This window comes from Citrobacter sp. L55, assembly GCF_002850715.1.
Lineage (GTDB): Bacteria > Pseudomonadota > Gammaproteobacteria > Enterobacterales > Enterobacteriaceae > Citrobacter > Citrobacter braakii.
Map to the genome: position 1 here is coordinate 251,488 of NZ_KZ559403.1, position 21,894 is coordinate 273,381.

Annotated in this window: 21 protein-coding genes and 1 pseudogene; 12 read left to right on the forward strand and 10 right to left on the reverse strand. The window is 53.5% G+C overall.

Going from position 1 to position 21,894, the window contains the following annotated elements; translation table 11 throughout:
• Nucleotides 1–29 precede the first annotated feature (29 nt).
• The 3 genes from B9P82_RS13000 to B9P82_RS13010 all read right to left on the reverse strand — a co-directional run bounded on the left by B9P82_RS13000 (nucleotide 30) and on the right by B9P82_RS13010 (nucleotide 2,210).
• Entirely contained in the window at nucleotides 30–638 is a 609-nt protein-coding gene (locus tag B9P82_RS13000; RefSeq protein ID WP_101700432.1) for a glutathione S-transferase, read from the reverse strand.
• Nucleotides 639–708: 70 nt separating this feature from the next.
• Nucleotides 709–1,845, reverse strand: a complete 1,137-nt coding sequence (locus B9P82_RS13005) for an HlyD family secretion protein (protein WP_016157740.1) — start codon at nucleotides 1,843–1,845, stop codon at nucleotides 709–711.
• A 2-nt stretch (nucleotides 1,846–1,847) separates the two neighbouring features.
• Nucleotides 1,848–2,210, reverse strand: a complete 363-nt coding sequence (locus B9P82_RS13010) for a DUF3302 domain-containing protein (RefSeq protein ID WP_016154955.1) — start codon at nucleotides 2,208–2,210, stop codon at nucleotides 1,848–1,850.
• 533 nt (nucleotides 2,211–2,743) lie between these two features.
• On the opposite strand from B9P82_RS13010, the gene mtlA reads away from it, so the two are divergent.
• The 3 genes from mtlA to mtlR all read left to right on the forward strand — a co-directional run bounded on the left by mtlA (nucleotide 2,744) and on the right by mtlR (nucleotide 6,521).
• Nucleotides 2,744–4,657, forward strand: coding sequence for a PTS mannitol transporter subunit IICBA (gene mtlA, locus B9P82_RS13020; RefSeq protein WP_094168823.1), 1,914 nt, complete (start codon nucleotides 2,744–2,746; stop codon nucleotides 4,655–4,657).
• 128 nt (nucleotides 4,658–4,785) lie between these two features.
• Nucleotides 4,786–5,934 carry a mannitol-1-phosphate 5-dehydrogenase gene (mtlD, locus tag B9P82_RS13025; protein WP_101700434.1) on the forward strand — a complete coding sequence of 383 codons (1,149 nt, stop codon included), beginning with the start codon at nucleotides 4,786–4,788 and terminating at the stop codon, nucleotides 5,932–5,934.
• On the forward strand, nucleotides 5,931–6,521 hold the full coding sequence (gene mtlR, locus B9P82_RS13030; protein ID WP_005120486.1) for a mannitol operon repressor MtlR: 591 nt from the start codon (nucleotides 5,931–5,933) through the stop codon (nucleotides 6,519–6,521). Before mtlD ends, mtlR begins: the two co-directional genes overlap by 4 nt.
• A gap of 12 nt (nucleotides 6,522–6,533) precedes the next feature.
• On the opposite strand, the gene B9P82_RS13035 is transcribed toward mtlR, so the two are convergent.
• On the reverse strand, nucleotides 6,534–6,740 hold the full coding sequence (locus tag B9P82_RS13035; RefSeq protein WP_016154958.1) for a hypothetical protein: 207 nt from the start codon (nucleotides 6,738–6,740) through the stop codon (nucleotides 6,534–6,536).
• A gap of 292 nt (nucleotides 6,741–7,032) precedes the next feature.
• On the opposite strand from B9P82_RS13035, the gene B9P82_RS13040 reads away from it, so the two are divergent.
• From B9P82_RS13040 to trmL, 6 genes and pseudogenes are all read left to right on the forward strand, one after another.
• On the forward strand, nucleotides 7,033–7,395 hold the full coding sequence (locus tag B9P82_RS13040) for a YibL family ribosome-associated protein (RefSeq protein ID WP_016154959.1): 363 nt from the start codon (nucleotides 7,033–7,035) through the stop codon (nucleotides 7,393–7,395).
• A gap of 262 nt (nucleotides 7,396–7,657) precedes the next feature.
• Entirely contained in the window at nucleotides 7,658–9,313 is a 1,656-nt protein-coding gene (lldP, locus tag B9P82_RS13045; protein WP_016154960.1) for an L-lactate permease, read from the forward strand.
• A complete protein-coding gene (gene lldR, locus B9P82_RS13050; RefSeq protein WP_003024170.1) occupies nucleotides 9,310–10,086 on the forward strand; it encodes a transcriptional regulator LldR in 777 nt (258 codons plus the stop codon). The genes lldP and lldR overlap by 4 nt, the downstream gene beginning before the upstream one ends.
• Nucleotides 10,083–11,272: pseudogene (lldD, locus tag B9P82_RS13055) on the forward strand (FMN-dependent L-lactate dehydrogenase LldD). The gene lldR and the pseudogene lldD overlap by 4 nt, the downstream one beginning before the upstream one ends.
• A gap of 195 nt (nucleotides 11,273–11,467) precedes the next feature.
• On the forward strand, nucleotides 11,468–12,808 hold the full coding sequence (locus B9P82_RS13060) for an MFS transporter (RefSeq protein WP_047415818.1): 1,341 nt from the start codon (nucleotides 11,468–11,470) through the stop codon (nucleotides 12,806–12,808).
• 46 nt (nucleotides 12,809–12,854) lie between these two features.
• Nucleotides 12,855–13,328 (forward strand): tRNA (uridine(34)/cytosine(34)/5-carboxymethylaminomethyluridine(34)-2'-O)-methyltransferase TrmL, encoded by a 474-nt coding sequence (gene trmL / locus B9P82_RS13065; RefSeq protein ID WP_016157744.1) that lies wholly within the window; start codon nucleotides 12,855–12,857, stop codon nucleotides 13,326–13,328.
• A 181-nt stretch (nucleotides 13,329–13,509) separates the two neighbouring features.
• Here the strand turns inward: trmL and cysE are convergent, their stop codons facing one another.
• The 5 genes from cysE to B9P82_RS13090 all read right to left on the reverse strand — a co-directional run bounded on the left by cysE (nucleotide 13,510) and on the right by B9P82_RS13090 (nucleotide 16,676).
• Nucleotides 13,510–14,331 (reverse strand): serine O-acetyltransferase, encoded by an 822-nt coding sequence (gene cysE, locus B9P82_RS13070; RefSeq protein ID WP_016154965.1) that lies wholly within the window; start codon nucleotides 14,329–14,331, stop codon nucleotides 13,510–13,512.
• Between the two features lie 77 nt (nucleotides 14,332–14,408).
• A complete protein-coding gene (gpsA, locus tag B9P82_RS13075) occupies nucleotides 14,409–15,428 on the reverse strand; it encodes an NAD(P)H-dependent glycerol-3-phosphate dehydrogenase (protein WP_016154966.1) in 1,020 nt (339 codons plus the stop codon).
• Nucleotides 15,428–15,895: a protein-export chaperone SecB gene (gene secB, locus B9P82_RS13080; protein WP_003024155.1), complete on the reverse strand. Its 468-nt coding sequence runs from the start codon at nucleotides 15,893–15,895 to the stop codon at nucleotides 15,428–15,430. Before secB ends, gpsA begins: the two co-directional genes overlap by 1 nt.
• A gap of 46 nt (nucleotides 15,896–15,941) precedes the next feature.
• On the reverse strand, nucleotides 15,942–16,193 hold the full coding sequence (grxC, locus tag B9P82_RS13085) for a glutaredoxin 3 (RefSeq protein WP_003024152.1): 252 nt from the start codon (nucleotides 16,191–16,193) through the stop codon (nucleotides 15,942–15,944).
• Nucleotides 16,194–16,244: 51 nt separating this feature from the next.
• Nucleotides 16,245–16,676 carry a rhodanese-like domain-containing protein gene (locus B9P82_RS13090; protein ID WP_005120473.1) on the reverse strand — a complete coding sequence of 144 codons (432 nt, stop codon included), beginning with the start codon at nucleotides 16,674–16,676 and terminating at the stop codon, nucleotides 16,245–16,247.
• 247 nt (nucleotides 16,677–16,923) lie between these two features.
• On the opposite strand from B9P82_RS13090, the gene gpmM reads away from it, so the two are divergent.
• The 3 genes from gpmM to B9P82_RS13105 are packed head-to-tail and all read left to right on the forward strand — an operon-like array spanning nucleotide 16,924 to nucleotide 20,736.
• Nucleotides 16,924–18,468, forward strand: a complete 1,545-nt coding sequence (gpmM, locus tag B9P82_RS13095; protein ID WP_047501311.1) for a 2,3-bisphosphoglycerate-independent phosphoglycerate mutase — start codon at nucleotides 16,924–16,926, stop codon at nucleotides 18,466–18,468.
• A 33-nt stretch (nucleotides 18,469–18,501) separates the two neighbouring features.
• A complete protein-coding gene (gene envC / locus B9P82_RS13100) occupies nucleotides 18,502–19,761 on the forward strand; it encodes a murein hydrolase activator EnvC (protein WP_231390992.1) in 1,260 nt (419 codons plus the stop codon).
• Between the two features lie 3 nt (nucleotides 19,762–19,764).
• Nucleotides 19,765–20,736 carry a divergent polysaccharide deacetylase family protein gene (locus B9P82_RS13105; RefSeq protein WP_047415816.1) on the forward strand — a complete coding sequence of 324 codons (972 nt, stop codon included), beginning with the start codon at nucleotides 19,765–19,767 and terminating at the stop codon, nucleotides 20,734–20,736.
• Here B9P82_RS13105 and B9P82_RS13110 read toward each other — a convergent pair.
• The gene (locus B9P82_RS13110) at nucleotides 20,723–21,757 is read right to left on the reverse strand and encodes a glycosyltransferase (protein WP_101700435.1); all 1,035 of its coding nucleotides are present in this window, start codon (nucleotides 21,755–21,757) and stop codon (nucleotides 20,723–20,725) included. The two genes, B9P82_RS13105 and B9P82_RS13110, sit on opposite strands and share 14 nt — an antisense overlap.
• Between the last annotated feature and the right edge of the window lie 137 nt (nucleotides 21,758–21,894).

The window sequence follows — 21,894 nt, forward strand, 5'->3', positions numbered from 1 at the left end:
TGACTTTGCTTAGGCGAGTATAATGTGTATCAAGCCTTTGGCGGTTCCGTACGGGCAAAACTTTCGCGTTGAAAGAGCGTTTCCACCAGTTTGACCAGACGCGGGCGATCAACACACCAGCCGGGCGCAACCCGACGGAAATTGAGATAACCGACGGCACAGGCAATCGCAATGGTTGCCAGGTTAACCGTATCCGTTTTCAGCGTACCCTCCGCCAGATAACCTTCCAGCATATCCAGACTACGGGTAATCTTTTCTCGCTGGCGTAACAGTTCGGTTTCTGACTGCTGTGCGACGGGGCGAGCCTGTTCGCGTACCGAGACTAAACCGGCATCCATAATGCCATCGGCCAGCGCTTCCAACTGGCGTACCTTCAGCGCCGCCAGTGGTTCACGCGGCAGCATCGCTGGCGCAATATCCAGCAGTTCTATGTATTCCGCGATGATCGGAGAGTCAAACCAGTACTCGCCCTCATCGGTAACCAACGCGGGCACTTTTCCTAACGGGTTATAGCGTGCCACGCCGCTATCTGCGTTATAGGGGAGTTCATTCACAAATTCGAAAGTGATGCCCTTTTCCAGTAACAGAATAGAAATTTTACGCACAAAAGGGCTGGTATAGCTGCCAATGAGTTTCATGCCGGGTCCTTTTTGCCAACAAAAATATCAGTATGGCTCAGGTCAGTGCAAATGGCAGGTGATGACGGTCTCAATGATCCAAATAAAGGTAATGCATCCAACTGGTCATGCGCAGCAGCACTTTACGCATCACTGAAACGTGTGCGAAATGGTCGGAATAGACCGCCACCTGGGCATAGATACCGTCCGGCAGCGCATCCACATCGGCATTGGGAGCCAGCTCAATCGTGGCCAGCACGCCATCGGTACCCGGCACCACCGTTAAGGACTGTAATGCTCCCTGCGCCTGATAAGAACCGCCCGGAACAACCGGCAGAATGCTGGTGAGCTTGCCGGAGAATACCTGGCCTGGCAGCGCGTTGAAGACCACTTCCGCTTCATCACCCGGTTTAAGGCGCAGCAACGAATTCTGGCGGAATTGCGCCACGATTTGCCGTTTTTGTTCCGGAATAAATACCATCACCGGGCGCAGAGGCAGCGCGGCGGCATAGGTCCCGGGCCGGATAAGCACCTGTGTTACATAACCGTTGCTGGGCGCACGTACGATAGTCTGTTCAAGATTGTATTTGGCTTCAGCGAGCTGGGCGCGCAGAGACGCAACCTGAGATTGCTCTCCATTGACCATACTGTCTAACTGGCTCTGAATCTGCGTCTGTTCAGCAACGGAGCCTTTGACCAGCGCATCCTGCGCCAGGTAGTTTTGCCGGGCATTGTCGATGTCGCTTTCAGAGAATGGATTAACCTTCGCCTGGCTGCCCTTCAAATAGCGTTGATAATCTTTATACAGGCGATCTCGTTCAGCGGAAACGCGGGTGGTATTGGCTACGGCTTCAGACAGCTGCGCTTTCATATTGTCGATGTTGTGCGTAGCGGTCACCAGGTCGGCCTGCAGCCTGTCGACCCGCGCCTGATAACGAACGGGATCGAGTTTAAATAACACCTCGCCTTTTTTAATCAGCTGATTATTTTTATCTGTCACCTCACTAACAATTCCGGTGACCTGTGGGGTAACAGGAATTGAAATAACCGCCTTTTGCGCCGTAAAGGTATACGGGTGGTTATAGTTCATTAATAAAATCAGTCCCGCCACAATAAACACCCCACCTAATGCGGCGGTAGCAAGCGTCCATTGATTTACCGGAATACGGAATATTTTAAAAATGGCCCAGGCGAATGCCACATAGGTCAGGACAATCAACAAGTCCATGATCAAATCTCCGGAAAGGTGGAGTTATCGTTTTTTTTCTCCCCATCCAGTCTATTTTCCAACTGGGTGATGCGCGCGGCCAGCGCGGCAATTTCAGGGTCAGGTTCCTTCCCGGACGGCGTGATGTGTGACTGCATTCCCCAGCCTCGTTCTGGCTGATAGAGCGTGGCCCAGATCCACAGGAAGGGCCAAATAACATGCAGCGTAAATAAGCTCACCCAACCCGCCGTATGGATGGCATCGGCATGGGGATGGTTGCGCTTCTTAGCCATGTTATAGGGAATATCATGGATGGCGATGATTCCGTAAAACAGAACCAGAAAAACGAAGATCAGCACACCTAACGCGAAATAGTTTAGAAACATACCCGCCTCGTATTCACGCTAATCAGAGCTTTCAATTGCAGGCAGCCGAAAGGAGTCATGGCTGGTAATTTGAACATAATTGCAGTTAGCCATTTCCGCCATACCACCAGGGTATAAATTTTCAGGTTGATGGCTTGCGGGGTAGTTGCAAGAAATAGGTGATGAAACAGAATCCGCTCCAGATCACACCAGGAGAAATCCAGACAAATATTTATTGCGAAGTAGATCACAAATATCCAACAAACAGCCAAAGCAAAAACGTGAACAACCTCACACTTAACGCCCATTTTTAGCCAATTCTTGACCTGTGATGTTTTTTTGTACCGATATTTTGTGATTAAAATCACATTAACTAACGCCATACACCCTATATTTACGTGACAAACGTCACATAAAAAGCCGTCGACTGGACAGTTGAACGATTCAGTGCCAGATTTCGCAGTATCTACAGGGTCCGGCTACCTCCTGCCGCTACATTAACAAACCTCGGGCTTTTAGCCTGCGCGACAGCAAACATAAGAAGGGGTGTTTTTATGTCATCCGATATTAAGATCAAAGTGCAAAGCTTTGGTCGATTCCTCAGTAACATGGTGATGCCAAATATCGGCGCGTTTATCGCGTGGGGTATTATCACCGCATTATTCATTCCGACAGGGTGGTTGCCGAACGAAACGCTGGCGAAGCTTGTCGGCCCAATGATCACCTATCTGCTGCCGCTGCTGATCGGTTATACCGGTGGTAAGCTGGTTGGCGGCGAGCGTGGCGGCGTGGTGGGTGCTATCACCACCATGGGCGTTATCGTCGGTGCCGATATGCCAATGTTCCTCGGCGCGATGATCGCAGGTCCGCTGGGCGGCTGGGCTATCAAACATTTCGACAACTGGGTAGACGGTAAGATCAAGTCCGGTTTTGAGATGCTGGTGAATAACTTCTCCGCAGGCATCATCGGGATGATCCTCGCCATTCTGGCATTCCTTGGCATTGGCCCATTGGTTGAAGCACTGTCCAAAATCCTGGCGGCAGGCGTTAACTTCATGGTTGTCCATGACATGCTGCCGCTGGCGTCTATCTTCGTTGAACCGGCGAAAATCCTGTTCCTCAACAACGCCATCAACCACGGTATTTTCTCACCGCTGGGTATTCAGCAGTCCCACGAGATGGGCAAATCCATCTTCTTCCTGATTGAAGCTAACCCGGGTCCGGGTATGGGCGTTCTGCTGGCATACATGTTCTTCGGTCGCGGCAGCGCTAAGCAGTCTGCAGGCGGCGCGGCTATCATCCACTTCCTGGGTGGTATCCACGAAATTTACTTCCCGTACGTGTTGATGAACCCGCGTCTGATCCTGGCCGTTATCCTCGGCGGTATGACTGGCGTATTTACCCTGACTATCCTGAACGGCGGCCTGGTTTCTCCGGCTTCTCCGGGTTCTATCCTGGCCGTGCTGGCAATGACGCCGAAGGGTGCTTACTTCGCGAACATCGCTGCTATTTGTGCCGCAATGGCTGTCTCCTTTGTCGTCTCAGCCATTCTGCTGAAAACCAGCAAAGTGAAAGAAGATGATGACATTGATGCCGCAACTCGTCGTATGCACGACATGAAAGCGGAATCCAAAGGTGCATCTCCGCTGGCGGCTGGCGACGTGACTAACGACCTGAGCCATGTGCGTAAAATCATCGTTGCCTGCGATGCGGGTATGGGCTCCAGCGCCATGGGTGCGGGCGTACTGCGCAAGAAAGTGCAGGATGCCGGTCTGTCTCAGATTTCCGTCACCAACAGCGCGATTAACAATCTGCCGCCGGATGTCGATCTGGTCATTACTCACCGTGACCTGACCGAACGTGCGATGCGCCAGGTGCCTCAGGCGCAGCACATTTCGCTGACCAACTTCCTCGACAGCGGCCTGTACGCCAGCCTGACCGAACGTCTGGTTGCAGCACAGCGCCACAACGTGAACGAAGAGAAAGTCCGCGATCACTTGAAAGACAGCTTTGAAGAGGGTGATACCCACCTGTTCAAACTGGGTGCGGAGAATATCTTCCTCGGCCGTAAAGCCACTAACAAAGAAGAAGCGATTCGCTTTGCCGGTGAGCAACTGGTGAAAGGCGGCTACGTTGAGCCAGAATACGTCGAGGCGATGCTGGACCGCGAAAAACTGACCCCGACTTACCTCGGTGAGTCCATCGCAGTGCCGCACGGTACGGTTGAAGCCAAAGACCGCGTACTGAAAACCGGCGTGGTGTTCTGCCAGTACCCGGAAGGCGTGCGCTTCGGTGAAGAAGAAGACGATATTGCCCGCCTGGTCATTGGTATCGCCGCACGTAACAATGAACATATCCAGGTGATCACCAGCCTGACCAACGCTCTGGATGACGAATCCGTGATCGAACGTCTGGCCCATACCACCAGCGTGGATGAAGTTCTGGAACTGCTGGCTGGTCGTAAGTAAACGTTATTGCCCGGTGGCGCTCATGCTTACCGGGCCAACAAAATCCTCTCCCTTGTGGAGAGGGTTAGGTTGAGGGAAACGCCTCACCCCAGCCCTCTTGGGTAAAAACATTAATGAAGGTTAATACTATGAAAGCATTACATTTTGGCGCAGGTAATATCGGTCGTGGCTTTATCGGCAAACTGCTGGCGGACGCGGGGATACAACTGACGTTCGCGGATGTAAACCAGGTCGTGCTCGATGCCCTGAATGCCCGTCATAGCTATCAGGTTCATGTGGTGGGTGAAAACGAGCAGGTTGATACCGTTTCCGGCGTCAACGCCGTAAGCAGCATCGGCGATGATGTTGTCGACCTGATTGCCCACGTAGATTTAGTCACTACCGCCGTCGGTCCGGTCGTGCTTGAGCGTATCGCTCCGGCCATCGCCAAAGGGCTGGTTAAACGCAAGGCGCAGGGCATCGCCACTCCGCTGAATATTATCGCCTGTGAAAACATGGTGCGCGGAACCACCCAGTTGAAAGGCTACGTTATGAACGCGCTGGCAGATGAAGACAAATCCTGGGTTGAAGAACATGTTGGCTTCGTCGATTCCGCCGTGGACCGCATTGTTCCCCCTTCGGCTTCTGCGACCAACGATCCGCTGGAAGTCACCGTCGAAACCTTCAGTGAGTGGATTGTCGACAAAACACAGTTCAAAGGCGAACTGCCTGACATCCCGGGAATGGAATTAACTGATAACCTGATGGCATTTGTCGAACGTAAACTCTTCACGCTGAACACCGGGCATGCTATAACCGCGTACCTCGGAAAATTGACCGGTCATCAGACCATCCGTGACGCGATTCTCGACGAGAAAATCCGTGCAGTGGTAAAAGGTGCGATGGAAGAGAGCGGCGCGGTAATGATCAAACGCTATGGCTTTGATGCAGCAAAACATGCGGCATACATTCAGAAAATCCTCGGTCGCTTTGAAAACCCGTATCTGAAAGATGACGTTGAGCGCGTGGGGCGTCAGCCGCTGCGTAAACTGAGCGCGGGCGACCGTCTGATTAAACCGCTGCTGGGCACGCTGGAGTATGGCCTGCCGCACGCGAATCTGGTCACCGGTATTGCTGCAGCGATGCACTATCGCAGTGAAGAAGATCCGCAGGCCCAGGAACTGGCCGCGCTGATTGACGAAAAAGGTCCACAGGCCGCGCTGGCGCAGGTTTCCGGTCTGGATGCCAACAGTGATGTGGTGGCGGAGGCGGTTAACGCATATAACGCAACCAAATGATAGAGAATGTGGCGCAGGTCAGCCTGCGCCCAAATGACAGATTGTCAGATATGCAGGCAATAATGGAACAAACGCAGGCCTTTGAAAATCGTGTGCTTGAGCGTCTGAATGCTGGCAAAACCGTACGCAGCTTCCTCATCACCGCCGTAGAACTGCTCACCGAAGCGGTGAATATCCTTGTGCTTCAGGTATTTCGCAAAGACGACTATGCGGTAAAATATGCCGTAGAACCCCTGCTCGACGGCGACGGTCCGCTGGGCGATCTTTCCGTTCGTCTGAAGCTAATTTACGGTCTGGGCGTACTCAGCCGGCCGGAGTATGAAGATGCGGAGCTTCTGATGGCGCTGCGGGAAGAGTTAAACCATGACGGTAATGAATACGCGTTCACCGACGACGAAATTCTTGGCCCGTTTGGCGAACTCCACTGCGTGACGGCACTCCCGCCGCCACCGCAGTTTGATACCTCAGACTCAGGTTTGCACGCAATGCAGATTCAGCGCTACCAGCAGATGGTACGCTCCACGATGGTACTTTCCCTGACCGAGCTGATTTCTAAAATCAGCTTAAAAAAAGCCTTTCAAAAATAAGACCCTGCAGGCTTACTTCTCTTCCTGCTGCGGTCGATACAGCTGCCGATAATACGCCAGACGTTGCAGATACAGCTGCGCATTCTCCTGCGGTATTTCAGTAGGGACAACGTTGCGCGGTGGTGTTTTATTCAGATATTCGCGAAAAGCCTGGCTTGAAGCCATAAAATCGACCGTCTTATCAATAAGGGCCGAAACGTTCTCACCTATTTTCGCCATAATCTTCCCTCCTCCATGTATTAACCGCGCTCAGCCTGCGCGGTTGCTCATTTAAGTTTAGGATCGGTTGGGCGATTATATTGAGGAAAACGTGCTTCACTATGAACCCGTCAATAAAAAGCACCACGGCCGACCTTATCACTTAAAATTCCATATTAATCAAAATATTAGTATTTTCATTAGCTGAATAATACTTGCAACATTTGATTATTTATCTTCGATTAGTTGTGAATAATCCCGCTCTGCGCGCATACTATAGGATATTCATCCTATTTTTATCAGAAGCTATCCTATGAAAGAAGTCGAAAAAAACGAAATTAAACGCCTGAGCGATCGTCTGGACGCTATCCGCCACCAGCAGGCAGACCTGTCCCTGGTTGAAGCCGCCGACAAATATGCCGAGCTGGAGCAAGAGAAAGAAACGCTGGAAACCGAGATCGCGCGTTTGCGTGACGTCCACGGCCAGAAGCTGAGCAAAGAAGCGCAAAAGCTGGCGAAACTTCCTTTCCGTCGTGCTATCACCAAAAAAGAACAGGCCGACATGGGCAAGCTGAAGAAGAGCGTGCGCGGCCTGATCGTCGTTCACCCGATGACCGAGCTTGGCCGTGAAATGGGCCTGAAAGAGATGACGGGCTTCGCGAAGAGCGAGTTCTGATCTCCCACCGGGCAACATTCGCTTGCCCGGTCCTTCCCTTCTCCTCGCAATTGGCCCTACCAATTTCAGCCAGATCCTACCAGCACCTCACATTTCATTAAAATGTGCGTACAATACCGTTGCCAATAAATAACATTTGATTAACCATTCATTGTCATTACCCCTACACAACAATATTGGCAGGGCCACTTTTACACATAATGTGACCAGGAGATGAGCACAGACTCATTCCATTATGTCGGCGGCCCCCAGGAGACCTGCAATGAATCTCTGGCAACAGAACTACGACCCGGCCGGTAACATCTGGCTTTCCAGTCTGATCGCATCGCTCCCTATCCTGTTCTTTTTCTTCGCCCTGATTAAGCTCAAGCTGAAAGGCTATGTTGCGGCGTCATGGACGGTGGTGATCGCTCTGACGGTCGCCCTGCTGTTTTACAAAATGCCGGTCGATCACGCTCTGGCTTCCGTGGTGTACGGCTTCTTCTATGGTCTGTGGCCAATTGCCTGGATCATTATCGCCGCGGTATTCGTCTATAAAATCTCGGTGAAAACCGGGCAGTTCGACATCATCCGCTCCTCAATACTCTCGATTACCCCGGACCAACGTCTGCAAATGCTGATTGTCGGTTTCTCCTTTGGGGCATTCCTCGAAGGGGCGGCAGGATTTGGCGCTCCGGTAGCGATTACCGCCGCACTGCTGGTTGGTCTGGGCTTTAATCCTCTGTACGCGGCAGGTTTGTGTCTGATCGTAAACACCGCTCCGGTCGCTTTTGGCGCAATGGGCATTCCGATTCTGGTTGCCGGTCAGGTTACCGGGCTGGATAGTTTCGAGATTGGTCAGATGGTGGGCCGTCAGTTACCGTTCCTGACCATTATCGTGTTGTTCTGGATTATGGCGATTATGGATGGCTGGCGCGGCGTAAAAGAGACCTGGCCTGCGGTGATGGTCGCTGGCGGCTCGTTTGCTATCGCGCAGTACCTCAGCTCTAACTTTATCGGGCCAGAACTGCCAGACATTATCTCGTCTCTGGTTTCGCTGGTCTGCCTGACGCTGTTCCTGAAACGCTGGCAGCCGGTACGCATCTTCCGCTTTGGCGATATGGGCGCTTCACAGGTCGATCAGACGCTGGCTCGCACCCACTATACCGCTGGACAGGTGGTCCGCGCCTGGTCTCCGTTCCTGTTCCTGACCGCCACCGTCACGCTGTGGAGCGTACCGCCGTTTAAAGCGCTGTTTGCGCCAGGCGGCGCGATGTACCACTGGGTGGTCAATATTCCGGTTCCGTACCTCGATAAGCTGGTTGCCCGTATGCCGCCGGTCGTACACGAAGCCACAGCCTACGCGGCGGTGTATAAATTTGACTGGTTCTCCGCGACCGGTACCGCGATTTTGTTTGCCGCCCTGCTGTCTATCGTCTGGTTGAAGATGAAGCCGTCCGCAGCGCTGCAGACTTTTGGCAGCACGCTGAAAGATCTGGCATTACCTATTTACTCCATCGGAATGGTGCTGGCATTCGCGTTTATCTCAAACTACTCCGGGCTTTCATCAACCCTGGCGTTGGCCCTGGCACACACCGGCAGCGCGTTTACCTTCTTCTCACCGTTCCTCGGCTGGCTGGGGGTATTTCTGACCGGGTCCGACACCTCATCAAACGCACTGTTTGCCGCCCTGCAGGCTACGGCTGCTCAGCAAATCGGCGTTTCGGATGTGCTGATGGTTGCGGCAAATACCACCGGCGGCGTGACCGGCAAGATGATCTCGCCGCAATCTATCGCTATCGCCTGTGCGGCAGTGGGATTAGTGGGGAAAGAGTCTGACCTGTTCCGCTTTACCGTGAAACACAGCCTGATTTTCACCTGCATGGTGGGTGTGATTACCACGCTGCAGGCCTATGTCTTAACCTGGATGATTCCATGATAGTGATGCCCAGACGCCTGTCAGACGAAGTCGCATCTCGTGTGCGGGCGCTGATTGAAGAACAACAGCTGGAGGCGGGCATGAAGTTGCCCGCTGAGCGCCAACTGGCCGTACAGCTCGGCGTATCGCGTAACTCGCTGCGCGAGGCGTTAGCAAAACTGGTCAGTGAAGGCGTACTGATTAGCCGTCGTGGCGGCGGGACGTTTATCCGCTGGCAGCATGAGGCCTGGTCTGAACAAAACATCGTTCAGCCGCTGAAAACCCTGCTGGCGGACGATCCTGATTACAGTTTCGATATTCTGGAGGCCCGCCACGCCATCGAAGCCAGTACCGCCTGGCACGCTGCCATGCGGGCCACCGCCGCGGATAAAGAGAAAATCAGGCTCTGTTTCGAGGCCACGCAAAGCGAAGATCCGGATCTCGCCTCGCAGGCTGACGTTCGTTTTCATCTCGCCATTGCGGAAGCCTCGCACAACGTGGTGCTGTTGCAGACCATGCGCGGTTTCTTCGACGTCCTGCAGTCTTCGGTAAAACAGAGCCGCCAACGTATGTACCTGGTACCGCCGGTATTTTCTCAACTGACGGCGCAGCATCAGGCCGTGCTGGACGCCATTGTTGCCGGGGATGCCGACGGGGCGCGTAAGGCCATGATGGCGCACCTCAGTTTTGTCCACACCACAATTAAACGATTTGATGAAGATCAGGCCCGGCAGGCGCGTATTACGCGCCTGCCCGGTGATCCTGGTGAGAATAGCAGGGAGAACAACACATGATTATTTCAGCAGCCAGCGACTATCGCGCCGCAGCCCAGCGTATCCTGCCCCCCTTCTTGTTCCACTATATTGACGGCGGGGCGTATGCCGAGCACACCTTGCGCCGTAACGTGGCAGACCTGTCAGAGGTGGCGCTGCGCCAGCGCGTACTGAAGAATATGTCCGACCTGAGCCTGGAAACCAAGCTGTTCAACGAAACACTCTCCATGCCGGTAGCCCTCGCGCCTGTCGGCTTGTGCGGCATGTACGCACGCCGGGGCGAGGTTCAGGCCGCCGCCGCCGCTGATGCCAAAGGCATTCCGTTTACGCTTTCCACAGTGTCCGTATGTCCGATTGAAGAAGTCGCCCCGACCATCAAGCGTCCGATGTGGTTCCAGCTGTATGTGCTGCGCGATCGCGGTTTTATGCGTAACGCACTGGAGCGCGCCAAAGCGGCGGGTTGCTCCACGCTGGTCTTTACCGTCGATATGCCAACGCCTGGCGCACGCTACCGTGATGCCATTCCGGTATGAGCGGTCCAAATGCGGCACTGCGGCGCTACTGGCAAGCAGTCACTCATCCACAGTGGGCATGGGACGTTGGTCTGAACGGTCGCCCGCATGATTTAGGCAATATTTCGACTTATCTGGGCAAACCCACCGGCCTTGAAGATTACATCGGCTGGCTGGCGAATAACTTCGATCCGTCGATTTCCTGGAAAGACCTCGAGTGGATCCGTGAATTCTGGGATGGTCCGATGGTGATCAAAGGGATCCTCGACCCTGAAGATGCCCGCGACGCCGTACGCTTTGGCGCGGATGGTATCGTTGTCTCTAACCACGGTGGCCGTCAGTTAGATGGCGTGCTGTCTTCAGCTCGTGCGCTGCCCGCCATTGCCGATGCGGTGAAAGGCGATATTACCATTCTGGCTGATAGCGGGATCCGCAATGGTCTGGACGTTGTACGCATGATAGCGCTGGGCGCGGATAGCGTGCTGCTGGGGCGTGCTTATCTGTACGCGCTAGCGACCCACGGCCAGGCCGGTGTGGCGAATCTGCTGAACCTGATCGAGAAAGAGATGAAGGTGGCGATGACCCTGACCGGTGCGAAGTCGATTAGCGAAATCAGCCGTGATTCGCTGGTACAGGAACTGGGTAAGAGCCTGCCTGCCGCGCTGGCACCTCTGGTCCAGGGTAGCGCAGCGTAACAACATCCCCGTAAACCCCATTTTCTGAATGGTCGGTCTGTTTTCAGCCCGACCATTTTTTATCCAAAAATAACGATTAGTTAACATTTACAACCAATATATTTGACAACTTTTTATCCACCTGCCAAATGTATAGACAAGCTAATACAACAGCATTTTATACATATAACAACCATCATAACGGGCGAGGGTGACATGGCTTATTCCGGAAAAGTGAATATCCAGCAGGCGATAGATGACAGTGCTTTTTCGCGCTTCCACTGGGTCATTATTGTCCTGGGTTTTCTGGTTTTAGCCATTGACGGCTTCGATACGGCGGCGATGGGCTATATTGCCCCCACGCTTTCAGCCGACTGGGGGATCAAGAAACAAGATCTTGGACCGGTGTTAAGCGCCGCGCTATTGGGCCTCTCATTTGGTGCCCTGCTGGCCGGACCGATTTCCGATCGTATGGGTCGTAAGCGCGTCCTGGTCTTTTCCTGTCTGTTCTTTGGCCTCGCCAGTCTGGGAACCGCCTATGCCCAGACGCTGAATATGCTCACGTTTTGGCGCTTTCTCACCGGGCTTGGGCTTGGCGCGGCAATGCCCAATGCCATCACCCTGGTGTCAGAATTCGCCCCGAAACGCTGTCGTTCAATGGCGATTAACACCATGTACTGTGGCTTTCCGTTAGGGGCTGCGGGCGGCGGCGTGATCTCCTCCTGGCTGATCCCCAACTACGGCTGGCACAGTGTTCTGCTTGCTGGTGCGATCGCCCCGCTGGTCCTCACCGCACTGTTGGTGCTGTTCCTGCCAGAGTCGGTTAAGTATCTGGTTCACCGCGGTAAAGGGGTTGCACAGATTAAACGCATTGCTCAACGCTTTATGTCGGGAAGTCTGGAACAGGTTACCCAGTTTTATCTGGATGAAGACCGTATCACGGTCAAAAAAAGCAGCGTGGCACAGTTATTTAGTATGCCCTGGCTGCCGGGTACGCTGATGCTCTGGATGACCTACTTTATGGGGCTGGTTATCTATTACGTGCTACTGAGCTGGATGCCAACGCTGATGCTGGGAATGGGCTATCCGCTGGCCGAATCCGCCTGGCTGACATCGCTGTTTACCTTTGGCGGTACGGCGGGGATCCTGCTGGCCGGTTGGTTAATGGACCGCTGGGAAGCCCATAAAGTGGTCTCACTCGGCTTTATTCTGACGATGCTGTTTGCCCTCGCTCTCGGGTTTGAACATAACCACATCATCTTGTTCGGCGCACTGATCTTCCTGATGGGGATTACCATGAACGGCGCGCAGTCCGGGCTGCAGACGCTGGCCGCCACGTTTTATCCAACCCACTGCCGTGCGACGGGCATTGCCTGGATGCAGGGCGTGGGCCGCTTCGGCGGCGTAGCCGGAACGATGATGAGCGCCCAGTTGCTTTCCCTGCAATGGCAGGCAGACAGTATCTTAATGTTCCTCAGCCTTCCGGCCCTGGTCGCTGCTGCCGCGACAATTTACAAGCTGCAACGCTATAAACCGCACGCGCTGACCGTCGCATAGTACCCGCTCTTTCTGCTATTCTGCCCCCCGTTATCAAGGGGGCAGTATGCTTAACATCGTTTTATTCGAACCAGAAATCCCGCCAAATACCGGCAATATTATCCGTCTTTGCGCCAACACCGGCTTTCGTCTGCATATTATAGAGCCAATGGGCTTTACCTGGGACGACAAGCGCCTGCGTCGCGCGGGGCTGGATTACCATGAATTTACCGCCGTGCTGCGCCACCCTGATTACGCCGCCTTCGTCGCCGCAGAACATCCGCAGCGCCTGTTTGCTCTGACCACCAAAGGTACGCCAGCGCATAGCGCGGTATGCTATCAGGACGGGGATTATCTGATGTTTGGTCCGGAAACACGCGGTCTGCCAGCCAGCATCCTTGACGCGTTGCCGGCCGAACAAAAAATTCGTATTCCGATGATGCCAGACAGTCGCAGTATGAACCTGTCAAATGCGGTGTCGGTGGTGGTGTATGAGGCCTGGCGCCAGCTAGGGTATCCGGGCGCGGTACTGCGTAGCTGATGATTGTTGGATGGCGGCTAGCGCCTGATCCGACCTACATTAATTTGATGAAATTCATTTCGAGCGTTATCGGCGCAGACAGATTGAACACGGACTGCGCACAGTCACCGGAGCGTACACGCAATACGTGAGGATGACGAGCACAGCTCAGGTTCAATCTGCCAGGTAAGATAGCTCGAAATCAGATACCATCTCCATACTCAAAAGTATGATGTATCCCGTTGAAATGCTGATCCATATCCATGGACGGCTTATCGCTGTCAGGCTTACCGACGATGCGTGCCGGAACGCCTGCTGCAGTGGTATGCGGGGGTACCGGCTGTAAAACGACGGAACCTGCGCCAATCTTCGCGCCGCGCCCGACTTCAATGTTACCGAGAATTTTTGCTCCCGCGCCAATCATCACGCCTTCACGAATTTTCGGATGGCGGTCACCGCCGGCTTTACCGGTCCCGCCCAGCGTGACGGATTGCAAAATAGAGACGTCGTTTTCAATCACGGCAGTTTCACCGACCACAATACCAGTGGCGTGATCGAGCATAATCCCACGGCCAATTTTTGCCGCCGGGTGAATGTCTACCTGGAAGCTAACGGACACCTGATTTTGCAGGAAGATCGCCAGCGCCTGACGCCCCTGATGCCACAGCCAGTGACCGATACGGTAGGCCTGAAGCGCATGAAAGCCCTTCAGATACAGAAGTGGGGTGGAATATTTATCGACAGCCGGATCACGCGTGCGTACCGCCTGAATATCACAGGCCGCTGAGGCAATCATTTCAGGATCGGCCGCGTAGGCCTCTTCCACGACTTCGCGAATGGCAATGGCGGGCATGATCGGAGAAGCGAGTTTATTCGCCAGCATATAGCTCAGCGCACTGCCGAGGTTTTCATGCTTGAGCAACGTTGCGTGATAAAAACTGGCCAGCATTGGCTCACATTCCGCCAGTGCCCGGGCTTCCGCTTTAATGTTTTTCCAGACGATATCCAGTTCTTCACACGGCATTGCGTACTCCAGAAGGTAGCAAAACGACCGACCCGTTCTTCGCGGGTCGGGTCGTTATATTCAACAGTTCCTTACAGCTAGTGGCGACTCAGCTCGTCCCTGCGTGCACGGCCTAATAACGTCAATGCTGCCTCGCGCGCGTTTTTTCCGCAATACAATACTTGATAAATTTCCTCGGTTATTGGCATCTCAACACCAAAACGGTGCGCCAATTCACGAACTTCTTTCGTATTGCGGTAGCCTTCAACCACCTGACCAATCTTGTCCTGCGCCCCCTGCACGTCCATCCCCTGGCCGAGCATCATGCCAAAACGACGGTTACGCGACTGGTTGTCGGTACAGGTCAGCACCAGATCGCCTAAACCCGCCATCCCCATAAAGGTGGCAGGATCGGCACCCAACGCCGCGCCAAGGCGAGACATTTCGGTCAGTCCACGGGTGATCAATGCGGTTCGCGCATTCGCGCCGAAACCGATGCCGTCAGACATCCCCGCGCCAATCGCAATGACGTTTTTCACCGCGCCGCCAAGCTGCACGCCAATGAAATCCGGATTGCTGTAAACGCGGAAGCTCTTGCCACAGTGCAGCAACTGCTGGAGATCGTCAGCAAAGGTGTCGTCCGTCGAGGCCAGAGAAATCGCCGTCGGCATGCCCGCCGCCAGCTCTTTGGCGAACGTCGGACCGGAGATAACCGCCAGTGGAATAGAATTCCCCAGCGCTTCACGCGCGACGTCCTGCAGCAGGCGTCCCGTTTCCGCTTCCAGACCCTTTGTCGCCCAGACCAGACGCGCGTCAGGACGCATCAGCGGTTTGATGTTGCGCAGCACTTCGCCAAAGACGTGGCTAGGCACCACCACCAGAATATTACGACTGGCGGCCAGCGCAGTGGCTAAATCACTTTCCAGGCGCAGCGTTTCGGGAAAAGGCACATCAGGGAGGAACGCGACGTTGCAGCGATCGTGCTCGAGGGTCGCGATATGTTTCGGATCATGGCCCCACAGGACAACCTGATGGCCATTTCTTGCCAGGGTGATGGCAAGAGCGGTGCCGTACGAGCCGGCACCAATCACAGTCATTGAAGCATTACTTTGGTTCATCAGGCATCCTGATGTTCTTCAGTACCTTCGCCAGCCTGCTGCTGTAAATAGTTCATGAACAGCGCATCAAAGTTGACCGGCGCAAGGTTCAGTTGCGGGAATGTACCGCGGGAAACCAGGCTGGTGATGCATTCGCGGGCATACGGGAACAGAATGTTCGGGCAGTATGCACCAAGGCAATGCGCCATCTGAGTCCCTTCAATACCACTGATGGAGAAAATACCGCCCTGCTGAACTTCACACAGGAACGCAGTTTCTTCACCCAGAGAAGCCGTTACGGTGACACGCAGCACTACTTCATACACATCATCTGCCAGTTGGGTAGATGCGGTATCAAGATCCAGTTTAACCTCTGGCTGCCAATCTTTCTGGAAAACATGTGGTGCATTTGGCGCTTCGAAAGACACATCCTTGGTATAAATACGTTGGATCTGGAAAGCCATTTCAGTGTTATTTTGTTCTGACATGTTGAGAAAACCCTTTAGTGTTGTCCTTTAAATACTTCGGTACGCCTTAACGCAGCAGTGGATCCAGTCCACCACGTGCATCCAACGCATACAAGTCGTCACAACCACCAATGTGCTGTGCATCAATAAAAATCTGCGGAACCGTTGTACGGCCACTGCGCTTGATCATCTCTTCACGCTTCACGGCATCGCCGTCAATCGGAAGTTCCTGGAAACTCACACCCTTGCTGTTCAACAGCGCCTTTGCGCGATGGCAAAACGGGCAGGTCGCTTTGGTATAGATCTCAATATTGGCCATGACTTATCTCCAGTGTTCTTTTACCCTGAGGCATGAAAGAAGACGGGTAAATTACTTGCCGCGAACCAGTGGCAGATTCTCGCCACTCCAGCCCGCTACGCCGTCTTTCAGTACAGATACCTGCTCAAAACCGGCTTTAATCAGCGCAGTTGCTGAATCCTGGCACTGCATACCAGAGCCATCAACCACAATAACAGGTTTGTTTTTGTGTTTTTCCAGCTCGCCAAAATTGTTGGCTTTGATTTCGCTCGGCAGCAGGTTAGTGGAGCCCGCGATATGGCCTTTGCGGAAGTCGTCGCGCTGACGTAAATCCACAATCACCGCATCTTCTTTGTTGATAAGACGAGTGGCTTCTCCGCGCGTAATTACCTTCACTTTCGAAGTCAGGCTCTTAAACGTGGTAAATAATACAGCCGCCAGTAACGCAATCCAGGCGATACTCAATACAGGGTGGCGACTAACAAATTGCATAATTTCTTGCATGGGGGGTAACAACTCCCGACTTAGTGATTAAAAAACCAGGAAAGGAGTATACCTGCGCGTTGGCGCAAATACAGCCAGAGCGTGCATTGGATTGCATTTTTGCGGGGCGCTACGGAAAAAAAAACGTAAATCCGCGCCCTCTGCGACACGCTCTGGTCGATTATTTGATCTTCTGGGGCTATTTTATCGATTCAGCTGTAGTAAAATTACGCAATTATTTTTGTCTATTGAGTGTGAGGTTGTCGCAATGTCGGTTTCTAAAAAACCTATGGTACTGGTGATTCTGGATGGCTATGGCTATCGTGAAGACAGCCAGGATAACGCCATCTTTAATGCCAAAACCCCGGTAATGGATGCTCTGTGGGCAAAACGTCCGCATACCCTGATTGATGCCTCTGGCCTGGAAGTCGGCCTGCCCGATCGCCAGATGGGCAACTCCGAAGTGGGTCACGTCAACCTGGGCGCGGGCCGCATCGTGTATCAGGACCTGACCCGTCTGGATGTTGAAATTAAAGAACGGACTTTCTTCGCTAACCCAGTGCTGACCGATGCGGTCGACCAGGCAAAAAATAGCGGCAAAGCGGTTCATATCATGGGCCTGCTCTCTGCTGGCGGCGTTCACAGCCACGAAGATCACATCATGGCGATGGTCGAAATGGCAGCTGAACGCGGTGCTGAGAAAATCTATCTGCACGCTTTCCTTGATGGCCGTGATACCCCGCCGCGCAGCGCTGAACATTCGCTGCAGAAATTCGAAGAGAAATTTGCCGCGCTGGGCAAAGGCCGCGTAGCGTCCATCATTGGTCGTTACTATGCCATGGACCGCGACAACCGTTGGGATCGCGTTGAACAGGCTTATGACCTGATGACGCTGGCAAAAGGCGAGTTCCAGTTCGCTACGGCTGTTGAAGGCCTGCAGGCTGCTTATGCCCGCGACGAAAACGACGAATTCGTGAAAGCGACCGTGATCCGTGCTGAAGGCCAGGCTGAAGCCGCCATGGAAGACGGCGATACGCTGATTTTCATGAACTTCCGTGCTGACCGTGCGCGTGAAATCACCCGTGCGTTTGTTAACGCTGACTTCGACGGCTTCACCCGTAAGAAAGTCGTTAACCTCAACTTTGTGATGCTGACCGAATACGCAGCCGACATCAAAACGGCTGTTGCTTACCCACCAGCGTCTCTGGCCAACACCCTTGGCGAGTGGATGGCGAAGAATGACAAAACGCAGCTGCGTATTTCCGAAACTGAAAAATATGCCCACGTGACCTTCTTCTTTAACGGCGGCGTAGAAGAGCCGTTCAAAGGCGAAGATCGCATCCTGATCAATTCGCCGAAAGTCGCGACCTACGATCTGCAGCCGGAAATGAGCTCTGCTGAGCTGACCGAGAAGCTGGTTGCTGCGATTCAGAGCGGAAAATACGACACCATCATTTGTAACTACCCGAACGGCGACATGGTTGGTCACACCGGGGTGATGGAAGCTGCGGTTAAAGCGGTTGAAGCGCTGGATCACTGCGTTGAGCAGGTGACTAAAGCGGTTGAATCCGTTGGCGGCCAACTGCTGATCACCGCGGACCACGGTAACGCAGAGCAAATGCGCGATCCGTCCACCGGTCAAGCGCATACAGCACACACCAACCTGCCCGTTCCGCTGATTTATGTCGGTGGTAAAAACGTCAAAGCAGTTGAAGGCGGCAAACTTTCTGATATCGCCCCGACGATGCTGACGCTGATGGGTATGGAAATCCCGCAAGAGATGACTGGTAAGCCGCTGTTCATCGTGGAATAATCCCTCCCCATGAGGGGAAAGGCGATTAATACCATCACTTGGGCCGTGAAACTGCGAAAGCTTTCAGTCAGGCCCTTGTTCTACGCCAGCGCGCTTAGCGCTGGCGTATTGCTGTGCGCCTTTTCCGCCCACGCGGACGAGCGCGATCAGCTCAAATCTATTCAGGCTGATATCGCGGCAAAAGAACGCGCGGTACGCCAACAACAACAACAACGCTCCACTCTCCTCGCTCAACTTAAAGCTCAGGAACAGGCCATCGCCGTTGCCGCCAGGCAACTACGCGAAACGCAAAACTCGCTGGCACAGCTGAATGCACAAATCACAGAGATGAATGCCGCCCTCGCGAAGCTGGAAAAACAGCGGGCTGCGCAAGAGCGTAGCCTGGCAGCCCAACTTGACGCAGCGTTTCGCCAGGGCGAACACACCGGTATTCAGCTCATTCTGAGCGGGGAAGAGAGCCAGCGCGGGCAACGCCTGCAGGCCTATTTCGGCTATCTGAACCAGGCGCGGCAGGAAACCATCGCGCAGTTGAAACAAACCCGCGAAGAGGTCGACTCGCAAAAAGCCGAGCTGGAAGATAAGCAGAGCGAACAGCAGACGTTGCTGTACGAACAGCGCGCTCAGCAGGCTAAGCTGGAGCAGGCGCGTAATGAACGCAAGAAGACGCTCTCGGGTCTGGAGTCATCGATTCAGCAGGGTCAGCAGCAACTGGGCGAAATGCGCGCCAACGAATCACGCCTGCGCAACAGCATTGCTCGTGCCGAAGCCGCAGCCAAAGCACGCGCGGAACGTGAAGCTCGCGAGGCGCAGGCCGTACGTGACAAACAGAAGGATGCGTCACGGAAAGGCTCAACCTACAAGCCAACCGAAAGCGAAAAATCACTGATGTCCCGTACCGGCGGTTTAGGTTCCCCACGCGGCCAGGCATTCTGGCCCGTTCGTGGTCCAACGCTACATCGTTATGGCGAACAGTTGCAAGGTGAGCTACGTTGGAAGGGGATGGTTATTGGCGCATCCGAAGGCACCGAAGTTAAAGCCATTGCCGATGGCCGCGTCATTCTGGCGGACTGGTTGCAGGGCTACGGTCTGGTGGTCGTCGTTGAGCACGGTAAAGGCGATATGAGCCTTTACGGTTATAACCAGAGCGCGCTGGTCAGCGTCGGTACGCAGGTTCGCGCCGGGCAGCCTATTGCACTTGTGGGTAGCAGCGGCGGACAGGGCAGGCCGGCACTCTATTTCGAAATTCGTCGCCAGGGTCAGGCGGTCAATCCACAGCCGTGGTTGGGAAGATAAGTTTTGCCTCAATTTCGTCGTCTATTATTCTCTCTCGCCAGCGTGCTGGCCTTCGCAACACCTGTTTTTGCTGGCAAACTTGCCATCGTTATTGATGATTTCGGCTATCGTCCACACACCGAAAATCAGGTTCTGGCGATGCCTTCCACCCTCTCCGTTGCCGTTCTGCCTAATGCCCCACACGCGCGTGAAATGGCGATTAAAGCGCATAACAGCGGGCATGAAGTTTTAATCCATCTGCCGATGGCGCCGCTGAGCAAACAGCCGTTAGAGAAAGATACTTTGCGCCCGGAAATGAGCAGCGAAGAGATTGAGCGGATTATTCGCGACGCGGTAAGCAAAGTACCGAATGCGGTCGGGCTGAACAACCATATGGGCAGCGCGATGACCTCCAGCCTGTTCGGTATGCAGAAGGTGATGCAGGCGCTGGAACGCTACGATCTCTACTTCCTGGACAGTATGACCATCGGCAACAGTCAGGCAATGCGCGCAGCATCAGGAACCGGCGTGAAGGTTATCAAACGCAAAGTCTTCCTGGATGACACGCAAAACGAAGCCGATATTCGCCGTCAGTTTAATCGTGCCGTTGAGCTTGCGCGCCGCAACGGTTCAGCAATTGCCATTGGGCATCCTCACCCTTCGACGGTTCGCGTCCTGCAGCAAATGCTTTATAACCTGCCTGCGGACATTACGCTGGTTCGCCCAAGCAGCCTGCTCAATGAACCACAGGTAGACACCTCCAGACCAAACTTTACACCGCCGAAGAATGGTAAACCTGATGCGCCACGTAATCCTTTCCGCGGGGTGAGATTATGCAAACCGAAGCAGCCGTTAGAGCCGGTTTACGCCAGCCGCTTCTTCAGCGTGCTCGGTGAAAGCATCACCCAAAGCACGCTGGTGCAGTACATGCGCCTGCAATGGCAGGGCTGGGGGAATACATCCTCACCCAGCGCTATGAACGCTAACGTAAATTAAGCGTTTTACGGGCAATACGAGAAGGCGAGGATGTTTTATCGCGCCATTTCCAGAGACGGAATGACCATAGCAGCGCCTGGTACAAAACTTTGGCGCTGCGTACGTTAGTAATCATGCGTTTATACATACCAGAGACAAAAATCTCTGCAATCATGCGTTGACGAATATGGACATCCGGCTCTTTGCGTACTGCGTGGCAAACGCGTAATGCTTCATAGGTTATTTGCTGATGAAATTCCGGATAAATAGTAATCCGCCCCGCATATTCACGATTCAACTTATCCAATAACCGTGTAATTTTAATATAGTGGCGTTGGTAATTGAGATTTTTTAAGCCTTGTCTTTTAAGACGGCTAACTGATTGATCGTGTAAGAAGTATTTATACAATGATTGCTCGGTATATCGCACACGTTTGGCGTTAAACATAAACTCCGTCGTCCATACAATATCCTGATGATGCAACCCTGGAATAAACGCTATCTTGTTTTTCTCGATAACATCTCTGCGATAAACCCCCATCCAGACCACATGCGTCCAACGGCGTGAAGCCAATGCCATACGTAACCAGTCGGGGCCGGTCAATACACCCGTAGACCGCAGACGGTCCGTCGGTATTGATTGCCAGGTGTCCCCCGTTTCGAAAATGCACCAATCAGAATTGCACTGTGCCAGATCGAGGTCATCCTGAAGCGCCATGGTCATCAGGGTTTCATACATATTGGGATAAACCAGGTCATCGGCATCGACAAATGCAACATAATCCCCTTTGGCCACTGCCAGACCACGATTACGCGCGACAGATGCCCCGGCGTTAGCCTGATGTAACAACCGGACATGGGAATAGTTATCAGCATAATGTCTTGCAATATCAACAGAGTTATCCGTTGAACCGTCATCCACAATAATGATCTCTATCGCAGCCCATGTCTGTGCGATCAAAGATTCCATGCAACCCCGAAAACTATCACCCGCGTTATACAACGGAATAATAACACTCAACATATTTGTGCGGTTTCTCATCAGATAACCCAAGTTTGTCAGTACACTGATGACTTTTACTACAGTTTCATTAAGGAATTATTAAGGTTAGAACGTTTAATTTTCAGAAGCGGCGCAGCGAAAGCAACCAGTATGGGAAAATGCCATGCGGCGCCTGA